The 22,623-nt window shown below is 56.1% G+C and carries 16 protein-coding genes; 9 read left to right on the top strand and 7 right to left on the bottom strand.

Annotated features, from left to right (window positions below):
* Positions 1–203 precede the first annotated feature (203 nt).
* Positions 204–1,115: a lipid A-modifier LpxR family protein gene (locus Q1A43_RS19205; protein WP_299937887.1), complete on the top strand. Its 912-nt coding sequence runs from the start codon at positions 204–206 to the stop codon at positions 1,113–1,115.
* 153 nt (positions 1,116–1,268) lie between these two features.
* Positions 1,269–2,333: a Hint domain-containing protein gene (locus Q1A43_RS19210; protein ID WP_299937890.1), complete on the top strand. Its 1,065-nt coding sequence runs from the start codon at positions 1,269–1,271 to the stop codon at positions 2,331–2,333.
* A gap of 20 nt (positions 2,334–2,353) precedes the next feature.
* Here the strand turns inward: Q1A43_RS19210 and Q1A43_RS19215 are convergent, their stop codons facing one another.
* Positions 2,354–2,836, bottom strand: coding sequence for an SH3 domain-containing protein (locus tag Q1A43_RS19215; protein WP_299927030.1), 483 nt, complete (start codon positions 2,834–2,836; stop codon positions 2,354–2,356).
* Between the two features lie 122 nt (positions 2,837–2,958).
* On the opposite strand from Q1A43_RS19215, the gene Q1A43_RS19220 reads away from it, so the two are divergent.
* Entirely contained in the window at positions 2,959–3,945 is a 987-nt protein-coding gene (locus tag Q1A43_RS19220; protein ID WP_299926832.1) for a D-glycerate dehydrogenase, read from the top strand.
* Between the two features lie 22 nt (positions 3,946–3,967).
* The gene (locus tag Q1A43_RS19225) at positions 3,968–4,480 is read left to right on the top strand and encodes an alkylphosphonate utilization protein (RefSeq protein ID WP_299937892.1); all 513 of its coding nucleotides are present in this window, start codon (positions 3,968–3,970) and stop codon (positions 4,478–4,480) included.
* A 5-nt stretch (positions 4,481–4,485) separates the two neighbouring features.
* Here Q1A43_RS19225 and Q1A43_RS19230 read toward each other — a convergent pair whose 3' ends face one another.
* From Q1A43_RS19230 to Q1A43_RS19250, 5 genes are all read right to left on the bottom strand, one after another.
* Positions 4,486–4,923 carry a hypothetical protein gene (locus Q1A43_RS19230; protein WP_299926838.1) on the bottom strand — a complete coding sequence of 146 codons (438 nt, stop codon included), beginning with the start codon at positions 4,921–4,923 and terminating at the stop codon, positions 4,486–4,488.
* Positions 4,924–5,001: 78 nt separating this feature from the next.
* Positions 5,002–6,192: an endonuclease/exonuclease/phosphatase family protein gene (locus tag Q1A43_RS19235; protein WP_299937894.1), complete on the bottom strand. Its 1,191-nt coding sequence runs from the start codon at positions 6,190–6,192 to the stop codon at positions 5,002–5,004.
* A gap of 90 nt (positions 6,193–6,282) precedes the next feature.
* Positions 6,283–6,429 (bottom strand): hypothetical protein, encoded by a 147-nt coding sequence (locus tag Q1A43_RS19240; RefSeq protein ID WP_299926843.1) that lies wholly within the window; start codon positions 6,427–6,429, stop codon positions 6,283–6,285.
* A 46-nt stretch (positions 6,430–6,475) separates the two neighbouring features.
* The gene (locus Q1A43_RS19245) at positions 6,476–8,032 is read right to left on the bottom strand and encodes a 2-isopropylmalate synthase (RefSeq protein ID WP_299937897.1); all 1,557 of its coding nucleotides are present in this window, start codon (positions 8,030–8,032) and stop codon (positions 6,476–6,478) included.
* A gap of 15 nt (positions 8,033–8,047) precedes the next feature.
* A complete protein-coding gene (locus Q1A43_RS19250) occupies positions 8,048–8,404 on the bottom strand; it encodes a cupin domain-containing protein (protein WP_299937900.1) in 357 nt (118 codons plus the stop codon).
* 291 nt (positions 8,405–8,695) lie between these two features.
* Here Q1A43_RS19250 and Q1A43_RS19255 point away from each other — a divergent pair, with 291 nt between their 5' ends.
* Positions 8,696–9,361 carry an SDR family NAD(P)-dependent oxidoreductase gene (locus tag Q1A43_RS19255; RefSeq protein WP_299937901.1) on the top strand — a complete coding sequence of 222 codons (666 nt, stop codon included), beginning with the start codon at positions 8,696–8,698 and terminating at the stop codon, positions 9,359–9,361.
* A gap of 107 nt (positions 9,362–9,468) precedes the next feature.
* Positions 9,469–12,414 (top strand): calcium-binding protein, encoded by a 2,946-nt coding sequence (locus Q1A43_RS19260; RefSeq protein ID WP_299937904.1) that lies wholly within the window; start codon positions 9,469–9,471, stop codon positions 12,412–12,414.
* Here the strand turns inward: Q1A43_RS19260 and epsE are convergent.
* Positions 12,411–13,622: an exopolysaccharide biosynthesis GT4 family glycosyltransferase EpsE gene (gene epsE, locus Q1A43_RS19265; protein ID WP_299926858.1), complete on the bottom strand. Its 1,212-nt coding sequence runs from the start codon at positions 13,620–13,622 to the stop codon at positions 12,411–12,413. The two genes, Q1A43_RS19260 and epsE, sit on opposite strands and share 4 nt — an antisense overlap.
* A 158-nt stretch (positions 13,623–13,780) precedes the next feature.
* Between epsE and Q1A43_RS19270 the strand changes: the two genes are divergently transcribed.
* From Q1A43_RS19270 to Q1A43_RS19280, 3 genes are all read left to right on the top strand, one after another.
* Complete coding sequence (locus Q1A43_RS19270) at positions 13,781–14,635, top strand: glycosyltransferase (protein ID WP_299937906.1); 855 nt, start codon at positions 13,781–13,783, stop codon at positions 14,633–14,635.
* The gene (locus Q1A43_RS19275) at positions 14,632–15,993 is read left to right on the top strand and encodes an oligosaccharide flippase family protein (protein ID WP_299926863.1); all 1,362 of its coding nucleotides are present in this window, start codon (positions 14,632–14,634) and stop codon (positions 15,991–15,993) included. Before Q1A43_RS19270 ends, Q1A43_RS19275 begins: the two co-directional genes overlap by 4 nt.
* Before the next feature lie 191 nt (positions 15,994–16,184).
* Positions 16,185–22,619 carry a type I polyketide synthase gene (locus Q1A43_RS19280; protein WP_299937909.1) on the top strand — a complete coding sequence of 2,145 codons (6,435 nt, stop codon included), beginning with the start codon at positions 16,185–16,187 and terminating at the stop codon, positions 22,617–22,619.
* Positions 22,620–22,623: the final 4 nt, after the last annotated feature.

The raw sequence follows: 22,623 nt of genomic DNA on the forward strand, positions 1-22,623 counted from the left end.
GGCGGACCTGCGCAACGTCTACACCGCAAAAGACGCCAAACGCGCCGGATTCTCCGCTTATGAAAGCATTGGGCGGGAAGGGTTTTTGCAAGACTGAGGGGGTGGCGCCACAGGTCTTTGCAAATGACCTGCTTCCTCTGGGAGTTCCCCACATTGCATGCTAGGCGTAAAGTGCCCGGGGGGGCACGAACGCTGAGGATTATATGATCCGCTTTTTCGCCATGGCGCTTGTCGCCGTGTTCGCTTGTGTCCACTCCGTCTCCGCCGAAGGGCGTGAGATGCTTGGCCATGGTCGGCTGGTTTCCAATGATCTTCTGGGCGATTTCAAAGACCGTTGGCAATCGGGTTCTGTCGCATCCAGCCGTGTCGTTGGATATGGTTGGAACGGGTTTTTACCGGATCAACCCTTTGATATCTTGGAGTATCGCTTGGGTGGTCAGGTCATGACGCCAGAAGATTTCCGCAATCCTGAAGACGGGGACCGACCCTTTGCCGGGGCTTTGTCACTGGGTTTACACACGCATTTTCAGCGTGGTGGTACCGAGTTTGCGGTAGGTGCGGATTTGGTTGTCACCGGGCCTCAAACCGGTCTCGGTGATTTGCACACTGGTTTGCATGATATGCTGCAACAAAACCCGGCCAAGCCCTCTGTTTTGGATGATCAAATCGAAGATGGCTTTCACCCAACGTTTGTGGGGGAGGCCGGACGACAGTTTGCAGTTGGTCAGGGCGTCATCCGACCTTTTTCTGAGCTGCGCTGGGGGGCCGAAACTCTGGCCCGAGTAGGAGCGGACCTCACTTTTGGTCCTGTTGGCCAAGGAGAGCTTTTGGTGAGAGATCCGGTCACCGGCCAACGCTACCGCAGTGTCTATGAGTACGTACCCGGCATGTCCTATGTCCTTGGCGGCGACCTTGCCTGGGTCGATAGCAGTGTCTTCCTTCCCGAAGATCGGGGTTATGAAGTCGAGGAAACACGCGCCCGTGTACGCGCAGGCATCCATTGGCAAGGCGAACGCAACGCAACGTTTTTCGGCGTGACCTACTTGTCCGAGGAGTTCGATGGGCAAGATGAAGGCCAGATGGTTGGATCAATTCGTTTACGCGTCAAATTCTGACGCTAAATAGAATCAAGGGGTGTGGCGAAGAAAACACACATCTAAGGGTTGAGAATATTAGAGTAATATCGCGGGCAATCAATGACTTCCCAGCCCGCGGCCAATTCGTTAACTTATCTTTAATAAAATAAAAAACGAGGCAGGCAGACAGGTATGGGAACGGGCTATCGCGGCACGTTCGTCATTTCTTGGTCGCAGACGGAAATAGACGGTCTTCAGGCCGCACCACCGTCATCACTTACCGTCGGGGCCGCATGGTCTTGGCTGGGTGAAGCTGTTCGGGTTGATGGACCTACATCAATCTTGCGGCTCGATCAGGCAGATGGCGAAGCCGATATTCGAAGACGCGCAGCGCGCATGGTCAGACGCCTAGTTGGCGCGGCCGTGACACATCAGCCGCGTGTAGACACGGTTGATGTTGAACATCCGCTGCGTGACAGCAGCTTTGTCGTGACCGATGGTAGTCAAAGCTACACTGTTACTCTGATTGAGGTTGGTGACGGCGCGCGGCCATTGTTGATGTTCCTTGATGAGCTGCCACCGAAGGGCCGTGAACTCTGGGTTGTCCACCACAATATCGAAGCGGCACGCGGACAGGCATCAGGTGAGCAAGCCAGTGGGGTGATTTGCTTCACTCCCGGTACAAAAATTATGACACCGGATGGCAACGTCGGGATTGAAAACCTGCGCGAAGGCGACATGGTTCAAACCAAAGACAACGGTGCTCAGCAAATCCAGTGGATCGGCAGCCGCCGAATGACGGGTGCGCGTTTGTTTGCGATGCCTAAACTACGCCCGATCCGCATTCGTCCTGGTGCCTTTGGCATTGGCGAGCCAGATGAGGAAATCATTGTGTCCCCCGAGCACCGGATGTTGGTCAAAGGCGTTGTTGCACGCGCCCTTTTCAACACGCCTGAAGTTTTGGTTGCAGCCCGTGATTTGGTGAATGGAAACAGCGTGATACGCGACACGCAGCTTCGTGAAGTGACCTATATTCACATGATGTTGCCGCGCCACGAGGTGCTATTTGCCAATGGGATCGAAACCGAAAGCTTCCACCCCGCCAACACCGCACTATCGACAATTCATGACAATGATCGTTCTCGTTTGATGGAGCGTCTGCCACAAGTGGCGGAAAACCCGCATGTCTATGGATCATACGCACGACGCAATCTGTCGAGCTCGGAAGCTGCGATCCTGTTTCACGAAGTGGCCTGACGTTCAGTCAGGCCCTGCAATCATTCTCGGATTTCGTCCGGGGCAACACCCCAAAGTGCGGTTTTTGGAGCCCAGCCTTTGTAGCCGCCTGCCGTTAGGTGACACCAAGTGGACCCGCATTCACCTAATCGCGCGATCACGCCCAGTTCGAGCTGTGCTTTGACAGGGGTGCTCGGGTCAGCGCGTTGATGTAATTGCAGAAAATCCTTTTCGACAATCACCGTTCGCACCCCCGACAACAGCGAGTAATGCACCCATCCGCCCGCGCCATCACGGTCGCGGACCCGGCGCCAATGGCCGTGTTCAGCGGTGATTTCCAATGGCATGTCGCGGCGCTTGTACACCCAATCAATCCGATGGGTAAGCGACGGGCCGCGCCGGACGTTCCCTTCGTTCGCTTTCATCGACACAAAGCGCGGGAGCGGCAAGTTGGTCACCGGCCCTTTGTCCTGCCCGGCTGCGACAAGATTGCCAAACATCATGAAAACAAGGCCAAAGGCCATGGTCTTCCAGAACATATTCTTTTCCTGCTCGCGATTATTTCGGCGGGGTTCTTGTGCCTCGTCCGATCCGGGTGCAGTTTAGCGTAACAAGGGGCAATCATGGAAGTTGGGGGAGAGCCTGTATGTCATCAAAACGTATTAGTGTTGTTGTGACGCGACGCTTGCCAGAGGTCGTAGAAACACGTTTGAAGGAGTTGTTTGATGTCTCGCTCCGGGACACTGACACCCCAATGACACGAGATGAGTTGGTGCAAGCCGTTCAAACGGCTGATGTTCTGGTTCCAACTGTAACCGATGCAATTGATGCCGGGTTAATCGGACAGGCCGGGCCACAGATGAAATTGATCGCCAATTTCGGCGCGGGCTTTGACCATATCGATGTGTCAACCGCCCGCCAGCGCGGTATTTTGGTATCAAACACCCCCGGTGTCGTGACCGAAGACACGGCGGACATGGTTTTGGCGTTGATGCTTGGCGTAACTCGCCGCATTCAAGAAGGCCTGTCCGTCATGCAGGCTGGTGACTGGCAAGGCTGGGCGCCGACGGCGTTCCTTGGTGGCCGCTTGGGTGGGCGTCGTTTGGGTATTTTGGGCATGGGCCGCATTGGTCAGGCCGTTGCCCGCCGTGCCGCTGCATTTGGTATGCAAATTCATTATCACAATCGCCACCGCCTTCGCCCCGAAGTTGAGGACAGCTTGCAAGCGACCTATTGGGATAGTCTTGATCAAATGGCGGCCCGCATGGATGTAATCAGCGTCAATTGCCCCTCGACCCCTAGCACATACCATTTGCTCAATGCTCGCCGCCTTAAGCTCCTCAAGCCCAGCGCAGTGATTATCAACACATCGCGTGGCGAAGTGATCGACGAAAACGCCCTTACACGCATGCTCAAGGCCGGGGAATTGGCCGGGGCCGGGTTGGACGTTTACGAACACGGCATCAAAGGCAACCCTGAGTTGCGCAATATGCCCAACGTCGTGATGTTGCCGCATATGGGGTCGGCAACCGAAGAAGGGCGGGTTGAGATGGGCGAAAAGGTCATCATCAACGTCAAGACATTTGCCGATGGCCACCGTCCACCAGATCAGGTAGTGCCTGCGATGCTCTAGGCATTATTTGAGGGAATACATCATGGCCAGTTGCGTTTTATGCAAAGCAGCGGAAACCGAAACGGTTGACGTGTCAGGCTGTGATGTTTCTGTTGACCTATGCGCGACATGCCGGACCGGCGTCGATGACGGCCCCAAAGATGCGCCGCATTGGCAATGTTTGAACGACGCAATTTGGAGCACAGACGCGCCGGTACAGGTTTTGGCCTACCGACTTTTGTCTCGCCTCGATGCCGCATGGGCGCGTGATTTGCTGGACATTGCCTATTTGGAGCCTGAGCTATTGGAGATCGCCAAGGCCGGTATGCCGGATGAAAATGCCATCGTGCATCGCGATGTGAACGGAACGGTCCTCCAAAACGGAGATACCGTCACGTTGATCAAAGCCCTGCCAGTCAAAGGGGCAGGTTTCACCGCAAAACAAGGGACTGCGGTGCGCAAAATTTCCCTTGAGATGGACAATGCCGAACACATTGCCGGTCGGGTCGAAGGCCAACGGATTGTTATCTTGACTAAGTTTGTGAAGAAATCCTAACGGCGTCAGAGCATCTGTGGTGCGAGGATCAATTCCGGAAGCAGCGCGCCAAAGGCATCTTGCTCAAGTCCGAACCATACAACGGCCGACGGAATATCGGGCAGCACTTTGCACCGTACTTGGCTGGTTTCATCAATACGTGAGGCGTAATCCAACAAAAGCGGATAGTGCCCAGTATTGTTGGTCACAATAGCGATGTCCCATGGGTCGGCCATTTCATCCCCGTCCGAAGCGACAAGATCCGCCATAACCGCCGCAGCGTCGTAAAACGCCTTGAGCTCATCGAGTTCGCGCAGGTCATTCAGGGCGTATTTCACCTTTTCCGCGCCGGGTGTTGCCAAAAACTTCTGATATGCAGCGGACACTTCGGCAACCGATACAGAGCCGGAATAAACCGTCCGCAGCAAACGTTGCTCTGGATAGACATCAACCGAAATGGGCACTTGTTCGACCTTTGCGTTGTGAGCCTGCCAACACTAAGGCCTTGGTGGTTAACAAAGAACACACGACGTAACGTGACCTTAGTTAGCGTCACCTCCTAGTGACATATGCGCCATGATCTGACCATGATCTGAGGCAAGTTTGTTATAGGGCGCTTCGGGGTGGCTGCCGTCGGTTAGATGGTCGTTGAACACGCTGAAATACTCCATCTCACCTATGCGACCTGCAAAATCCGGGTGAAAATGGCGTGACATGTAAATCTGGTCGATGCTTTCAAAAACTCCGCCAAAGGCTGTGGTATAGACCATGTCGCGCGCGGATTTACGCACAAATAGCTTTTCCGCCGAATGTAGTTGTCGAGCAGTGATGTCCTCGGTGATCTGTTCGTTTTCCGTGTCGCTATAACGATCACCGGAATGCTCTGCGTCATGGCGCAACATCCAGGCGTAATTCTTGAACGGGGTTTCGCCGGAGATGATCTCGGAACTGACGGCATGTTCGCCGTCGTTGAAATCCCCCATGACCATGACAGGCCGACCCAAGTCGATCTCCTTAAGGATTTCTCGGCGGAGCACCCAAGCCTCGGCCATGCGGCGTAGCCCGGCGCGCAACGCGCCCATAGCACGACCCATCGGATCGTATTGGGTTAGGTCCGCAGGGCCAGGGCCGTCATATTCGCCTAGCTTGGATTTCAGGTGGCAGTTGAAAACCGTGATGATCTGATCCCCAACCGGAATGCGGGCTTTGAGGATTGGACGCGACACGCGGCACAGTCGGAAATGCCCGGCGTCGTCTTCCATTCCCCGCAAGGCGGAAAACGGGATGTCGAGCGGTTCGGCGAGGTCTTGGATGATCTCTGGCGGTTCTGCGAACCCGAACCGAGACAAGATCGCCAATCCGGGGCGACGTTGACCCGGCTCACCGCTATCGGCGGCATTGGGGGCAAAGGCTACTTCAGCGTCACGATAAGGCGCGACCGCCAAGCGCCGGAAAATGGCCTTGCGGTGATATCGCTTGGAACGATCCGGAACCGACGCCGCGTTTAAGGCATCTGCTCGTTCCGAGGCCTCATCCAGAACCGCTTGAAGGGCGTCTTCCTCAAAAATCTCTTGAAACCCGACAATATCTGCGTTCATGGTGAGCAATTGATCGGCCAACCAATCCTGTTTCCACGCGTATTCCTCGGGGGTGTAGGTTTGGAACTTATAATATTCCTTGTCCGCACCAATGAGGTTTTTGACGTTAAAAGAGGCGATGGTGAATTGGGTCATGATACGGCCTGTAAGATGTGTTTGGCAGGGATCATGACGATCAGGCTGTGGGCGACAAGGGGAAAGACATCTTTGTTCGCGCCAAATGGGTTAGCCGAGCTTGTGGAACAGGATTTGGATCACAAGGCTTAGGCCCAGTAGTCCGAGCATTGTGCCGAAAACCGATAGGAATACAAAACCCATCCGGCGAAAAATTCCGGGTTTGTATCCGATGAGGGTTTTGAAAAATTGTTTCATAGACTGAAAATGACCTATCCCCAAAGGCGGGGATAGGCCGAGTGACTTACACGTCTTTGTAGTTGATTTCCTTGGTATCGGCCCCCGGTCCCATTTTAGACCGGCGCACCAAAAGACGGTTCAATGCTTGGATATAGGCCTTGGCCGATGCAACAACAGTATCGGTATCGGCGGACTGGCCGGTGGCGATGTTGCCGTCTTCTTCGAGACGAACGGTAACCGTGGCCTGCGCGTCGGTGCCTTCGGTGACGGCGTGAACCTGATACAGCTGCAGGCGTGCGGTGTTGGGGTGCAACTCGCGCACCGCACGGAAGGTGGCATCAACCGGGCCATCGCCTTTACAGGTCGCGGTCACGTCTTGGCCGTCAATCTCCATCTCAAGCTCGGCTTCGGCTTTGCCACCGGTGCCGCAAACCACCCGCATATTGACCAGCTTCAGCTGAGTCTCATCGTCTTCGGCGGTGGACACAAGCGCGAGGATATCATCGTCAAACACCTCTTTCTTGCGATCCGCGAGATCCTTAAAGCGCACAAAGATATCCTTAAGCTGGTTATCACCAACCTCGATCCCAAGGTCCTTGAGCTTGGCACGCAACGCGGCGCGGCCCGAATGCTTGCCCAACGGTAGGGATGTTCCGGCGATGCCGACATCCTCGGGGCGCATGATTTCGAAGGTCTCGGCGTTTTTCAGCATACCATCCTGGTGGATACCACTTTCGTGGGCAAAGGCGTTTTTACCGACAATGGCTTTGTTGAACTGAACCGGGAAGCCCGCCACGGTCGCGACGCGACGCGAGATGTGCATGATCTTTTTGGTGTCGATATTGGTCTCAAACGGCATGATGTCGCCACGCACCTTAAGCGCCATGACCACCTCTTCGAGTGCGGTGTTACCGGCACGTTCGCCAAGGCCGTTGATGGTGCATTCAATCTGACGCGCACCGCCTTCGACAGCGGCCAGCGCGTTGGCCGTCGCCATGCCAAGATCGTTGTGACAGTGCGTGGCAAAGACAACCTCATCGGCCCCCGGAACCGTTTCGATCAGACGCTTGATCAAATCGGCGCTTTCACGCGGCGCGGTGTAACCGACGGTGTCAGGGATATTGATCGTGCTGGCACCGGCCTTGATGGCAATCTCGACCACACGGCAGAGATAATCCCATTCCGTGCGGGTCGCATCCATCGGCGACCATTGCACATTGTCGGTCAGATTGCGGGCATGGCTGACGGTTTCGTGGATACGATCCGCCATCTCATCCATGGTCAGGTTCGGAATGGCCCGGTGCAACGGCGAGGTACCGATAAAGGTGTGAATGCGCGGTTTCGCGGCCAGTTTCACCGCCTCAAAACAGCGATCAATGTCAGGCAGCTGCGCACGCGCCAACCCACAGATCACCGAGTTTTTTGAGCGCTGGGCGATCTCGGAAACAGCACGGAAATCGCCTTCGGAGGCGATCGGAAAACCCGCTTCGATAATATCGACGCCCATATCATCCAGCAACTCAGCAATTTCGAGCTTTTCGTCATGGGTCATGGTTGCGCCGGGGCTTTGTTCGCCGTCGCGCAGGGTTGTGTCAAAAATGACGACTCTGTCTTTGGTCATGGTCTTTGGTCCTGATCAGATATGCGGTTTTGGGGCAGGAGCGCGGTCGCTATCCCCAGAATTGGGTTCGCCTTTGGGTTCAATCAAAAGCACTTTGACTTCTTTTTCGGCGCGCGGGCGGTGGATCACCCCGGCGGGCACTACAACCAACTCACCAGCGCCAAATGTCACCGGGTCATGGTCTTGATAATCCATGGTGACTTCGCCTTCGAGCACCAAAAAGAAATCATCGGTCGTGTCATGTTTGTGAAACGGGTATTCACCCTGAAACTTCACAACCATCACATCGTTGTCATTATAGCTGGCGACCACATGCGGGTCCCAATGGCTATCAAACATCGCTAGCTTGTTTGCCAGATTAACTTTGTTCATGGAGTTTTCCTAACTGATATGCGGGATTATCGGCGCGATCGCATCTCCTCTGAGCACGCGCGCCGCAATGGCCGCGCTCAGAGGCGAGTTAGGAGTAGGTCAATGCACAAGCCATCGCGCCCGGAAAGCGGGCGACGCGCAAACGGCACCGGAAGGCGCGCGATTTTGGCGATATGTGTGGTCATTGGCATGGGCGGGACTATACCGCGCTTCGCGTGAATGAAAAGTGGATTTTGAAGGTTTTTTGTCCAAACGCTTTGTTGCGCTATGTCCTTGATCAAAGGAGAGGCCATGCAACGAGCATTGATCATAGGGTCCAGCGGCGGAATTGGCGGTGCGCTATCCAAGGCGATTGCGGCGCGCGGGGTTGCGCTTGATACCCTGTCACGCAGCCAAACCGGGTTCGATATCACCGACGAGGGTTGCGTTGACGCGCAGTTGACTGAGTTGAGCGGACCTTACGATTTGGTTTTGATTGCAACAGGGGCGTTGGAAATCGCCGGGGCCGCACCCGAAAAATCAATCCGTGTCTTGAATGCTCAGGCAATGGCAGATCAGTTTGCCCTGAATGCCATTGGTCCGGCCCTTGTGTTGCGCCATGCGGCCCGTTTGTTGCCAAAAGGCCGGCGTAGCGTGATCGCGACCTTATCTGCGCGGGTTGGCTCGATTGGCGACAATCGTTTGGGTGGTTGGACAAGCTATCGGGCCTCGAAGGCCGCGCTCAATCAAATCATCCGCTGCGCAGCGATTGAATTGTCACGCAGTCACAAACGCAGCATCTGTGTCGCCTTGCACCCCGGCACCGTGGCAACGCCTTTCACGCAAAAATACCTAGGTCGGCATCCTTCGGTGGCACCGGAAACCGCAGCGGGTAACCTTTTGCGGGTGATTGACAATCTGCAACCGAACCAAACCGGCCATTTCTATGATTGGGCGGGCGAACAGGTGCCTTGGTAATGTTCAACCGATTGCGCAAATAACGGCAAACGGATTGTTTGAGCTTGCCCTGACCTACGGCATAATAGGATAAAAGCCATGGCAAAATGTGTGATACGGGTGGGCAGATGATAAAACGACTTGCGGTATGGGTCAGCATTGCAATCTTGGCTGGCGGGGCGGCCTTTGCTCAGGCGCGGGATGCCAGCTCGGTCTACTTTTTCGGCAACTCTTTGGTGCACCACCTGAGTGAAGAGGATGACCACACCAATGTGCCCCATTGGCTCAATGAAATGGCCAAAGTCGCAGGCAAGGATTTTGCCGTCGAGGGGCAATGGGGGTTCTTGCGCAATTTCGCTGAGGGCCTGCCTCCGGTGCCAAATTGGAGCTTTCCGGGTGTCAAAGGCGCGGGTCGCAATGGGTTTGGCAATACCGGATTTGACGCGGTTGTCGTAACGCCGGCCAATTTTGTTCAATATCAAAAGCCCGACGCCCCCTATGACGGCGAAAACCCCAATGATGAAAGCCCTTTGGGGGCCATGATCAAGGTATTTGACTGGGTTGCGCAGCAAAGCCCTGAGACGCGTTTGTTTGTCTACGAAGGCTGGGCCGAAATGGGCGGAATTACCGGTGGCTTTCCACCAAGCGGGCGCGGGCTTCGCCGTTATCACAAGTTCAATCAGGGCGACTACCACGCGTGGTATGAGGGGTTGATTGACACTTTGGACCTAACCCGGCCTGACCACCAAATCCAACTGATCCCTGTTGCCTCTGTTCTGTCGGATTTGCTCGCCGATGGCGGTGTTCTCGAAGGGTTGCCAGCCGAAGCACTTTATTCAGACGACGCGCCACATGGCACACCGACGCTTTACCTTTTGGCGGCGATGGTAACCTACTCTTCGCTCTATAACGAAAAGCCGCCGGTAGATTTCCGCCCCCCTACCACTCTGCATCCCGATATCGTCGACAAGTTCGCGCAGGTTTCTGAGCGGATTTGGCAGGCCATGCCGGAAAGCCAAGCGCTTGAGCGCGCGTTAGAGCAAGCGCCGCAAGCCGTTGCCGAGCAAGCAGAGGCAGTGGAAGCGGCTATGCCGGAACGATTGAGCGTGGTTTTACCCCCTAGTGGCGCGCGGCCAGACGGTGTTCCGGTTTTGGGCATGGGGCTAAATGGCATTTCCGATTGGTCCACGCAGCATCCTTTTCTAGACCTGATGAAATCCGCCCGCGGGTGGGTTGGTCACAAAGGCAGCCAATGGGGCGCGGTGAGCACGGAAGAGCTTCGCGCCGGTGGGTTTTTGGATGAAAACGGCTGGCCTGTCGGGGTGCCCGAAGGCGTGACCGCGCTCGAAGCGGTTCTATTGACGAGCCAACCGGAAGGGTCAAAATCGATCTCTGGGAAATATGTGCTGACCTATGAAGGGCAGGGCAAATTGCAACTCACAGGGCGCGCCAAGCGGGCCAAATATGACGATGGTCAGGTTACCTTTTCCTATAGTCCCGGTGAGGGTTTGGTTGGGTTGAAACTCACCGAAGTTGACGCGCAAAACCCCATCCGCAATATTCGCATTCTGAAGCAAGATCATGTCGAAATGTACGCGGCGGGCGCGTTGTTCAACCCGGCGTGGGTCGAGCGCATTCAAGACATGCGGTCAATCCGGTTTATGGACTGGATGATGACCAATGGCTCGCCGGTGACGGGGTGGGATGATCGCCCGCGCATGTCAGATGCGAGTTGGACCCAATGGGGGGTGCCGCTTGAGGTGATGTTGCGTTTGGCCAACCATGTCGGTGCCGATCCTTGGTTCACCCTGCCGCATATGGCCGATGACGATTATGTCCGCCAGTTTGCAGAGACGGTGAAGGCTGGGCTAGACCCGCGCCTTAAGGTGCATGTTGAATACTCCAATGAGGTCTGGAACCACATCTTCCCTCAGGCCGTTTGGGCGCGAAACCAAGCGACGGACCTGTGGGGCGAGAGCGATACAGGCTGGATGCAGTTCTATGGGCTGCGCGCGGCGCAGGTGATGAACATTTGGTCGGATGTCTATGGGGATGCGGGCAAGGATCGATTGGTGCGTGTTGTCGGAACCCACACTGGATGGCCGGGCCTAGAAGAGGACATCTTGCGCGCGCCCTTGGCGTTTCTGCAGTTGGGTGCCTTTCCGCAGGACAGTTTTGATGCCTATGCGGTGACCGGGTATTTCGGTTACGAGTTGGGCACCGATGAAATGGCGCAGGTTATGAACAATTGGCTGGATCAATCCGAAGCCATTGCCACCAAAGCCGGAGAAGCCCAAGGGTTGCGCCGCGTTGCCTTGCGGGAGTTTGTTAAGAAAGCCCGGTTTGAGGCCGCGATTGCCCCGGTGACCTTGGCCTTGCAAGATGGGTCTTTGCGCGAGTTGACCGAAGAAATCTTTCCCTATCAGGCCGCTGTAGCCCGCAAGGCCGGGTTGCGTTTGGTCATGTACGAAGGCGGCACACATGTCACCGCGCATGGGGCGCAGGTCAATGATGATCGGCTGACCGCCTTTTTGACAGAGTTCAACTACACCCCGGAAATGGCCAAGCTTTACGAGCTGTTACTCGCTGGGTGGGTTCAGGCAGGCGGCACAATGTTCAACGCTTTTGTTGATGTTGCTCCGGCCACGAAATGGGGAAGTTGGGGCGCGCTTCGGCATTTGGATGACAGTAATCCCCGCTGGGACATGTTGATGGCCTTTAATGCCGCCGGTCCCGGTGAATGGGAAAAACGCGATCTTGCGGCGTTTAACAACGGTATCACCCGTATCGCAGGCACTGGAAACCAGCGTTTGCAAGGAACCACCCACGAAGACGTGCTTATTGCCGGATCGGGCAATGACACTTTGGTCAGCAGTGGGGGGAACGATATCTTGCATGGTGGAAGTGGGACCGACAAGGCGATCTTACCGGGAACCCCCGAAGACTATCGTTTTGAACAAAACGGATCACTTTTCGTGGCCCGCAATGAAACGGCTGTTATCCGCATGTCCGGGATCGAGGAGCTGTTGTTTGAAGGTGCCGCCGGGCGCAGCCTTACGGTGGCGGGGCTCTAGCGCCTCAACTGATAGGTGATTTCAGACACCAATGTCTCTGCGCCAAGTGAGGCGCGGAAGTTTTCCACGACATGGGCGCGACCGGCCTCGGATAGGCGTTGCAAAGCCGCTGGGTCGCCCGCCAAGGTGCGGATCACCCGCGCCAATTGGCTCGGGGCTTTGGGTTCGACCAAATAGCCGTTGACGCTATCTTCGATAAGCTCACGCACTCCGCCTGCGTCGGTGCCTATGGTCGGCACGCCCATCGACATCGCTTCCATATAGGCAACCCCCAAGGGTTCGTGCCACGAAGCCAGCACAAACAAATGCGATTCTTCCAACTTGGCTTTGACCTGATCCGCATCAATCGCACCAAGCAATTTGACGTGATCTTGCAGGTGCAGCTTCTTCAGGTGAGCTTCTAGCTCGGTGCGGTATCCGTGCCCGCCGTCATCATCCTCGCCGGCGATCTCAACCCGAATGTCGACACCTTGGTCGATCAATTGGCGCGTGGCTGACATGAGATCCTGATGACCTTTGACAATGTTCAAACGTCCACAAGAGAATACTTTGATCGGCCGTCCTCGTTCTGGCACCGTATATGGTGCTGAGCGGCTCAGGGCATCGGTATCAACCCCCATCGGGCGGATTGCTATTCGTTCAGGCAAATGGCCTTCCAGCTCCTTGCTGATCTCATTTAAAAGCTTTTGGGTGATGACGGTTGCAAAGCTGGCGTATTCCCATTTCAACCGCTGACCGGGGCCATAATCGGACAAAGGTCCGTGCAAGGTGTGGGAATACTTTGGGGCCCCTAAGTGATGGGCGAAACATGCGATCAAAGACGCACGGGCGCAGGAATGCGCGTGAATATGGTCTAGTTTCAGGGACTTGGCGTGTTTTGCCAGTTGCTGAGCCGCCGAAAAAGTCAGCACTGCATCTTTTGCAAACCGCCCCCCTTCGCGGAGCATCCAACCGGGAAGGCCCTTGGACATCAGGCCGGTCGCAGCTATGGCAGCACTGATTGGATTGACGCTTCCCAAATAGGTTGTGCGTTCCATGGCCTGATCGGACCAGTCATGGGCAATCAACCCAGGAGGTGGCTTACGCGTTGAAAACACATGTACTTCGTGGCCCATCTCTTCGAGCGCCTGAATCTCGCGCCAAAAGAAAATGTGCGTTTGTCCCGGAAACTGGGGAACAATATATCCGATCCGCAAACTTTGCGTCACTGTGATCTAGCCTTGAAAAATTGAGCAGCACGCCGCCCTCCCAAAGGCGACTTCCTGAAATAATCTAGGCGTTTCCATTCTTTGGCCATAGTTAACTGCGATGACGTAGGGCATAGAGGGCGGTATTTTCGCAAGGTGTGGCCCCTCGGGTACGGGTTATGATGAACAACAACACAACAGGGGCCGTGCGGCTTTCTGTGATCCTTCCAGCAAACAACGAGGCGGCGCTAATTGGCGGCTGCCTTTCGGCGATTCTGGACTCGGATTGGGATGGGCTGGGCTTGCAAGTGATCGTAGTTGCCAACGGGTGTTCCGATGACACCGCCGCGCGTGCGCAGGCCATGGTTGAGCCGTTTTCAGATCGTGGCTGGCAATTGGATATTTTGGATTTGCCCTCGGGCGGCAAATTGGGTGCGTTGAACGCAGGCGATGCAACGGCCAAAGGGGCGATGCGGGTTTACCTAGATGCGGATGTCACCGTCAGCCGCGGCTTGCTTTGGCAATTGGCCAATGCTTTGGATAGCACTGCGCCGCGTTATGCGTCTGGGGCGGTCACCATTACCGCCAAAGGGTGGGTTAGCCGCGCTTATGCCCGCATCTGGCGTCAGGTTCCCTTTATGGCCGAATGCGTCCCCGGATGCGGAGTCTTTGCGGTGAATGCGGCGGGGCGTGCGCGCTGGGAAACCTTCCCAGACATCATTTCCGATGACACGTTTGTCCGTCTAAGCTTCACTCCTAACGAACGGATTGGCGTTGCCGCGTCATATGAATGGCCAATCGCCGAAGGTTGGTCAAACCTTGTCACAGTGCGCCGTCGCCAAGATGTGGGTGTCGATGAAATCGGACACAAATTCCCGGAACTACTTGCAAATGATGACAAACCTGACTTTGGGATAGGTCGCAAGCTTGGGATCGCCTTGCGTGATCCTATTGGATTCGCGGTGTATTCTGGCGTAGCATTGACCAGCAAATTGACCCGGAAACGATCCTCCGGTTGGAGCCGCGGCCGATGAGCGTGATGGCCAAATTTCAAGGGTCGTCTCTTGGTGCGCGCGTCCTGCGCTCGTCTGTATTGACGATCGGTGGGTTTGGTATGAGCCAGATGATCCGACTGGCTTCGAACCTCATCCTCACACGGCTGTTGTTTCCCGAAGCCTTTGGTTTGATGGCGCTGGTCATGGTGTTCCTGATGGGGCTTGGCCAATTCTCCGACGTTGGTGTGACGCCCGCCATCATGCAGAGCAAACGCGGCGATGACCGCGATTTCCTAGATACCGCTTGGAGCATTCAGGTGGTGCGTGGCGTCGGCCTTTGGCTGGTGGCCTGCGCCTGTGCTTGGCCTATGGCGTGGGTCTATGGTCAGGACCTTTTACTGCAAATGTTGCCGGTTTCGGCGCTAACTCTCCTGATTACCGGCTTTCGACCGACCAAAATGGTGACCGCCAACCGGCACCTCAATCTTGGCCGAGTCACCCTTCTCGACATGATCACGCAAGTTGTCGGCGTGAGCGTCGGCATCGCCTTGGCGTGGTGGACACATTCGGTTTGGGCGTTGGTGATTTCCGGCGTCGTGGCCGCGATTGTCGAGGTCATCATAAACTGGCGTTATCTACCTGGGCCAAGGAACCGGTTTCGCTGGGAAAAGCCTGCCGCGCGCGAATTGATTGGTTTCGGGAAATGGGTTTTCCTTGCTACCGTTTGCGGCTTTTTCTTTAGCCAAGCAGACAAGATTTTGATCGGGAAGTTTGTGCCTCTGGATATGTTTGGGGTCTACAATATTGGGTTCTTTTGGGCGTCGTTCCCAATGATGCTTGGCGGAATGGTCACGCAAAAAATCCTAATCCCGATCTATCGCGAAACGCCGCCTACTGAAAGCCGCGCCAATTTCTTGAAGCTGCGCAAAATGCGTGTTGCTGTGTCGTTTTTGTTGATGGGGTTTGTTGGGGTTTTTGCGCTTTTGGGCGTGTGGATTGTCGATCTTTTGTATGACCATCGCTATCTCGATGCCGGGGCCATTGCCGTCATTTTGGCGATTGCGCAAATGCCGATGCTTATCGTGATGACCTATGATCAAGCCGCCCTTGCCGCCGGGGATTCCAAGCGTTTCTTTGTTTTGGCGGCGGCGCGTGCGGTGTTGATGATTGGTTGCTTGCTGATCGGCCTTGAAACCGCCGGGCTATTAGGGGCGCTGATTGGCTACGGCGCGGCCTTTATTTTGGCCTATCCGGTTGTGGTTTGGTTAGCGCGACGCATGGGCGCTTGGGACCCACTGCATGACCTTGGCTTCGCGGCGCTTGGGCTGGCCCTTGCGGGTTTGGCGCTCTGGGTGAACTGGGCTGCGATCCTGTCCTTTGCGGGGAAAAGCGTCTGAGCCCTCCCGTTTCCAAAGTGGAAACAATATTGCTATGACTGTTTCGCTAACAGTGGCATGCGCAAAAGATGTGCGGGTAAATCGCGTTTAATTGCGGCACCGCACGGCTTGAATACCTCAAATTCGCCCCATTTCCTACGCAATGGGCGCGTAAATTGGCGGGAACGCACGTGCGGGGTATGGGATTCATGATGAGTGATACGGAAAACTTTGGTGAAAATGATATCGCCATTGTCGGAATGGCAGCGCACCTTCCGGGGGCCGATGATATTGCCAGCTATTGGCGCAATCTGCGCGATGGCGTGTCCTCGATCCGTCGTCTTAGCGAAGATGATCTGAAGGCCGCAGGCGAAGACCCCGGCCTTGCTCGCCACCGCGACTATGTTCCCTTTGCCGCCCCGCTCGATGGGTTTGAGATGTTTGACGCTGAATTCTTTGGGTTTTCCCCCAAAGAGGCGGCCATAATGGACCCTCAGCACCGCCAGTTTTTGGAAACCTCGTGGGAGGCGTTGGAAAACGCCGGTCACATCCCGGAAAATTTCCCCGGTCAGGTCGGCGTTTTTGCTGGCTGCGGTATGGGGAGCTATTTCTATTTCAACGTCTGTTCCAACCCTGATCTCGTTGAAAGCACTGGTATGTTCTTGTTGCGCCATACAGGCAATGACAAGGATTTCCTGACAACTCGTCTAAGCCACATTCTCGACCTTCACGGACCATCGATTGGCATCCAAACTGCCTGTTCAACGTCATTGGTGGCCACGCATTACGCTGCGCAGGCCTTGTTGAACGGCGAGTGCGATATGGCGCTTGCTGGTGGTGTGACCATCGAGCTGCCGCAAGGGCGCGGCTATCTCTACAAAGAAAATGAAATTCTTAGCCCGGACGGGGCCTGTCATGCCTTTGATCATCGTGCCAAGGGGACGGTGTTTGGCTCTGGGTCCGGAGTGGTTGTACTGCGTCGCATGGCCGACGCTATCGCGGATGGTGACCACATTTGGGGCGTGCTAAAGGGCACTGCTGTCAACAATGACGGTGCGCAAAAGGCCGGGTATCTTGCGCCGTCTGTGGATGGCCAAGCCAAAGCCGTGGCCGAAGCGCACGCCATTGCCGATGTAACCGCAGACACCGTTGATTATGTCGAATGTCACGGGACGGGCACCTATTTGGGCGACCCGATCGAAGTGGCCGCCTTGACCCAAGCGTTCGGTGAGACGTCGGACAAAATCGGGCATTGCCGGATTGGCTCGGTGAAAACCAATATCGGCCACTTGGATACAGCGGCGGGCGTGGCAAGCATGATCAAGGCGACCTTGGCCTTGCATCACAAGCAAATGCCGCCCTCTTTGGGGTTCGAAGCCCCCAATCCCGCCATTGATTTCGAAAACTCCCCCTTCCGTGTTAATGACCGTCTGACCGATTGGAAGGTTCAAGGGCATCCGCGTCGCGCCGGGGTCAATTCGCTTGGGGTTGGTGGCACCAACGCGCATGTCATCCTCGAAGAAGCTCCTACGCGAGCCGCTTCAGAAGAAAGCGATTTTCCGTTCCAAATTCTGTCGGTCTCGGGCAAGTCCAAAGCGGCACTTGAGGACAACGCCAATCGTTTGGCGGATCATCTGCGCGCCAATCCTGACCAAGACCTCGCCGATGTGGCTTGGACTTTGCAAAACGGGCGCCGCGCCTTTGAAAAGCGGCGGATTGTTGTTGCAGAAACCCATGCCGAGGCCGCCGATCTTTTGACGAGCGACAACACACGGCGTGTTCATACGCACACGGCTTTGGAAACCCCTGAAATCGCCTTCATGTTCCCCGGTGGTGGGGCGCAATATGCGGGCATGGGGCGTGATTTGTATGAAACAGAGCCTGTCTTTGCCGAATGGATGGATCGTGGTCTCGACCATCTTGCGACGCTGACCGACGCCGACATGCGCGCGCTATGGTTGCCCTCTGAGGGCGATCTGGCCCAAGCCGATCAAGCGCTGCGCAAGCCGTCCTTGCAATTGCCGCTTATCATGATCGTTGAATACGCTCTGGCGCAATTGTGGATGAGTTGGGGCATTCAACCCACCGCGCTTGCCGGGCATTCGATGGGTGAAAACACCGCCGCTTGTGTGGCGGGCGTGATGACGTTTGAAGACTGCATCGGCCTTGTGCATCTGCGCGGAACTCTTTTCGATACGGTTCCGGCGGGGGGCATGTTGTCCGTTGCGATGCCTGCTGATGATTTGCGCCCCTTATTGGGGGATGATCTCGATTTGGGGGCGGTTAACGCGCCTGAGCTTTCGGTTGCTTCGGGCCCGCAAGCGGCATTGGACAAGCTGGAAGCCAAGTTAAAGTCGCGCGACATTGATGCGCAACGCATCCAGATTGATATCGCCGCCCATAGTCGGATGCTTGATCCGATCCTGTCGGATTTCCGCGCCTATTTGCAATCAATCCAACTCAATGCGCCTCAGATTCCGCTGACCTCGAACCGGACAGGGGCGTTGATGACGGCTGAACAGGCGACCAACCCGGAATACTGGGTCGAACACCTGCGCGGTACGGTGCATTTTGCCGATTGCATCGGTGCGCTGGCCGCCGACAACCGTATCTTCCTTGAGGTTGGTCCGGGCAAAGCGCTTAGCGCATTGTCGCGTCAGCATGGTGACGTCACCGCCAACCAAGTTGTCTCTTCCCTGCGCCACCCGGACGATGTCATCCCAGATGACAAGCACATGTTCGAAGTCATGGGCCGTCTTTGGGCCTTGGGCGCGGCGGTTGATTGGGACCAAATTTGGGGCGAAGCACGCCGTGTCCGTGTACCGCTTCCGACCTATGCCTTTCAACGCAGCCCTTATTTTATTGAACCCGGCAAGGCGGTATCTGACACCGCGCCGCAGTTTCTCATGCGGACCGATGACGTTGCAGATTGGGGATGGAAGCCGATTTGGCGACCGCGCTCGGCGCAGGTTGAGTTAGACATTGCCGATCTTGGCGATGCCGATCCTCAGACATGGTTGATCTTTGTGGATGATGCTGGGGTGGCGTCAGGGGCGACTGCGCAACTGCGTTCCGCTGGCCATGACGTGATTGAGGTGCAGGTTGGCGACACTTTTGCCCGGCTGTCTGATGACCGTTACTTGCTGTCGCCTGAACGAGGGCGTGAAGGCTATGACCTTTTGCTCCAAGACATGTCCGCCCGTGGGTTGATCCCAACACGGATCGCGCATTTCTGGTTGCTGACTCAAGACGAAAGTCACCGTCCCGGATCCTCGTTCTTCCACCGCGTACAAGAACAGGGTTTTTATTCCCTCATGTTCCTTGCTCAAGCGCTGGCAGATGAAGGCACAGCCAAGCCGCATATTACCGTCTTTACCAATGGCGCGGCGAAATTGCGTGACGAAGCCTTACCTTATCCGGCCAAGGCGACCATTGCCGGACCGGCACGCGTCATTCCGCGTGAATTGCCCGGTGTGACCGTTGGCACATGTGACATCGAATTGCCGCTTGCGCCCAAAGCGTCGTTCTTTGGTCGCGCCAAAGCGATGTCGGCCCATGCAGATGCGATGCAAGCGCTGAGCAACCGTGTGCTTGAGGAAATGCTGGCCGAACCTTCTGATTTCGTGTCTGCGTTGCGCGCGGATCGTCGGTTTGAAACGGCCATGAAACCCGCAAAGCTGGGTGAAACGCCCAAGGTTGAAGATGGTGGCACCTATCTTATCACCGGTGGTTTTGGCGGGATTGGCCTTAGCCTCGCGAATGATTTTGCGACCAAAGGGGCAAAGATTGTTCTTTTGGCGCGCAAAGATTTGCCTGACCGCGATCAATGGGACGACTACGTGGCGCGCCACGCCCCCAATGATGCTATCACGCGCCGCATCCTAGCCGTGCAAAGCCTTGAGGCCGCTGGTGCAACGGTCATGGTGCAAACCGCCGATGTGTGTAACCGCGACCAAATGCAGTCTGTGCGCGATACTGTCGAAGCCGAATGGGGGCCGATCACCGGCATTATTCACGGGGCCGGTGTCATTGATGATGCGCCGTTGCTTACCAAAACACCGGCGTCCGTCGAAGACGTCTTCACGCCGAAAATTCACGGCACCGAAGTTCTGGGGCAGGTTTTCCCAGATGGCAGTGTCGACTGGATGGTATTGTTTAGCTCTTCGTCCACCGTTACGGCCCCTGCGGGTCAAATCGATTACGTTGCAGCAAACGAATTCCTAAATGCCTATGCCCGCGCGCATAGCGGCAAAACCAAGATCGTCGCGATCAATTGGGGTATCTGGAATGAGGTCGGAATGGCCGCCGAAGCCGTCGCGGCTCGGGCTGGTGATTTGCCGCAAGCTCCGGTTGAAACCGTTGCTTTGCCGCTTTTGGATGACATGACGTTTGACGCCCACGGCAATCGGGTCTTCCACGCTTCTTATAGCGCCGAGGATTGGTTTATCGATGAACACCGGACCAAAGCGGGCGATGCCCTTTTGCCCGGGACCGGCTATCTGACCCTCGCGGCCCATGCGCTAGACGCCCATCACCAAAGTGGTGTTTTCGAATTGCGCGATCTCGACTTCCTGCGACCGTTGCGGGTTGCCGATGGCGCAGCGCGGGATGTTCGGGTTCGGTTGAACCGCACCGATGAAGGATATGGGTTTGACGTGTTGGCCGACGCCACATTGAGCGGCCGCAAGGGATATGCGCTGACCGCTCAAGGGTCACTATCCTTGGTTCCTATGGCGCGCCCTGCACCGGTTGATTTAAACGCAATCCATGCCCGTTGCGGAGCGCCATCCGGGGTGCCGGGGCAAAAACTCGCTGCGGCGCAAGAGGTGCACCTTGCCTTTGGCCCGCGTTGGAAAGTGCTCGACAATCGTGCCTTGGGGCAGGGCGAAGGCATCGCGGAACTGTCGCTTCCAACACTTGCACAAAACGATGATTGCCTGTTGCATCCTGCCCTTTTGGACATTGCCACGGGGTGGGCAATGGAGTTGATCGATGGCTATCAGCCAACCCATCTTTGGGTGCCGGTGCGCTATTCCCGCGTCCGTGTTCATGACGCGCTGCCCGATCGTATCGTGTCCTGGGTGCGCAATGCCGCCGACAACCGGGCCGATGCCGAAACCGCGAGCTTCGATGTCACCCTGTGTGATGTGGACGGCAATGTTGTGGTTGAAATCACCGGCTTTACCATTCGCAAGCTAGAAAACTTGGACATTCTGCGCGCCGCTCCGCGTTTGACCGCCGCCGAGGTTGAATTTGATGAGGCCCCAGAGGCCGGGCAACCGCTTTCTGCGGCTGAGGAACGGCTCGCTCACAACCTGTCGCAAGGTATTTTGCCAAACGAAGGGGTGGATGCCTTCCATCGCGCCTTGGCTTTGGGCGTCCCACAGGTGGTCGTCTCGTCGATGGATCTCGATGCCCTGACCCGGCAAACCGCCGCCTCAACCGCCGATGCGACCGAGGGGCAGAAATTTGAACGCCCTCAGCTCGAAGGGGATTTCGTTGCCCCTGAGAATGAAATTGAACGCCAATTGGCGACATTCTGGGAAGAGCTTTTGGGCGTCCAAAACGTCGGCGTCGAAGATAGTTTCTTTGACCTTGGCGGGCATAGTCTGATTGCTGTGCGTCTCTTCGCAAAGGTCAAGAAAGCCTTCCGTGTTGATTTCCCGATTTCGGTGCTCTTTGAAGCCCCGACGATCCGTAAATGTGCCGCCCTGATCGCCGATCAAGTCGGGATGCCGGACGCCGACGAAACCTCTGATGCGCCCAAAGCTCCCGAACGTCGGTTCCGCCACATCGTGCCGATGCATGATGGCGATGGAGGTGCGCGTCAGCCGTTCTTCTTGATCGCCGGGATGTTTGGCAATGTTCTGAACTTGCGTCATCTGGCCCATCTCCTTGGCGCGGACAGGCCGTTTTATGGTATTCAAGCCAAGGGGTTGATGGGTGGTGAAGCGCCACATGAAATCATCGAAGATGCCGCGCGTGACTATATCGAAGAGATGCGTCAAGTGCAGCCGCACGGTCCCTATATGATCGGCGGCTTCTCGGGTGGTGGGATCACCGCCTATGAAATCGCCCATCAGCTTGAGGCGATGGGCGAAGAGGTGTCTTTGGTTGTGATGTTGGACACGCCGTTGCCACAACGCCGGCCTCTGTCGCGTCAGGATCGATTGATCATTCAATGGCACCAAGCGGGTGAAAAAGGCCCGTTGTACCCATTCATCTGGTTGAAAAACCGGATCGCTTGGGAGTTCGAAAAGCGCCGTGTTGCGGATGAAACCGATACCTCTGCGGCTTTCCACAATGCCGAGATTGAGGCCGCGTTCTATCGCTCGATCGCCGTTTATAACGTCAAACCTTGGGACGGTCGTTTGGTGCTGTTCCGCCCGCCTTTGCAGGGCAAGTGGCAGGTCTCCAATGGGGTGATGGTCAACTCTGAACGGACCTATTTGACGAATGACAATGACTGGGGGTTGTTCGCTCCGCATGTAGACGTCTTTGAGGTTCCCGGAGACCACGACAGTATGGTGCTTGAGCCAAACGTCCGCGTCTTGGCGGCGCAAATGCGCGCTGCAATCGAGGCCGCAGAAGCGCAGGCGGCAGGAAATGGCGAAGTTGTTTCGTTCCCAACCCAGGCGGCGGAGTAACGAT

Origin of the sequence: uncultured Pelagimonas sp. (genome assembly GCF_947498515.1) — a bacterium.
Taxonomy (GTDB): domain Bacteria; phylum Pseudomonadota; class Alphaproteobacteria; order Rhodobacterales; family Rhodobacteraceae; genus Pelagimonas.

What these genes read in the sequence shown, in the direction of transcription:
- Q1A43_RS19205 (WP_299937887.1), top strand. Translation starts at nt 204, where the DNA reads ATGATCCGCTTTTTCGCCATGGCGCTTGTCGCCGTGTTCGCTTGTGTC.
- Q1A43_RS19210 (WP_299937890.1), top strand. Translation starts at nt 1,269, where the DNA reads ATGGGAACGGGCTATCGCGGCACGTTCGTCATTTCTTGGTCGCAGACG.
- Q1A43_RS19215 (WP_299927030.1), bottom strand. Translation starts at nt 2,836, where the DNA reads ATGGCCTTTGGCCTTGTTTTCATGATGTTTGGCAATCTTGTCGCAGCC.
- Q1A43_RS19220 (WP_299926832.1), top strand. Translation starts at nt 2,959, where the DNA reads ATGTCATCAAAACGTATTAGTGTTGTTGTGACGCGACGCTTGCCAGAG.
- Q1A43_RS19225 (WP_299937892.1), top strand. Translation starts at nt 3,968, where the DNA reads ATGGCCAGTTGCGTTTTATGCAAAGCAGCGGAAACCGAAACGGTTGAC.
- Q1A43_RS19235 (WP_299937894.1), bottom strand. Translation starts at nt 6,192, where the DNA reads ATGACCCAATTCACCATCGCCTCTTTTAACGTCAAAAACCTCATTGGT.
- Q1A43_RS19240 (WP_299926843.1), bottom strand. Translation starts at nt 6,429, where the DNA reads ATGAAACAATTTTTCAAAACCCTCATCGGATACAAACCCGGAATTTTT.
- Q1A43_RS19245 (WP_299937897.1), bottom strand. Translation starts at nt 8,032, where the DNA reads ATGACCAAAGACAGAGTCGTCATTTTTGACACAACCCTGCGCGACGGC.
- Q1A43_RS19250 (WP_299937900.1), bottom strand. Translation starts at nt 8,404, where the DNA reads ATGAACAAAGTTAATCTGGCAAACAAGCTAGCGATGTTTGATAGCCAT.
- Q1A43_RS19255 (WP_299937901.1), top strand. Translation starts at nt 8,696, where the DNA reads ATGCAACGAGCATTGATCATAGGGTCCAGCGGCGGAATTGGCGGTGCG.
- Q1A43_RS19260 (WP_299937904.1), top strand. Translation starts at nt 9,469, where the DNA reads ATGATAAAACGACTTGCGGTATGGGTCAGCATTGCAATCTTGGCTGGC.
- Q1A43_RS19270 (WP_299937906.1), top strand. Translation starts at nt 13,781, where the DNA reads ATGATGAACAACAACACAACAGGGGCCGTGCGGCTTTCTGTGATCCTT.
- Q1A43_RS19275 (WP_299926863.1), top strand. Translation starts at nt 14,632, where the DNA reads ATGAGCGTGATGGCCAAATTTCAAGGGTCGTCTCTTGGTGCGCGCGTC.
- Q1A43_RS19280 (WP_299937909.1), top strand. Translation starts at nt 16,185, where the DNA reads ATGAGTGATACGGAAAACTTTGGTGAAAATGATATCGCCATTGTCGGA.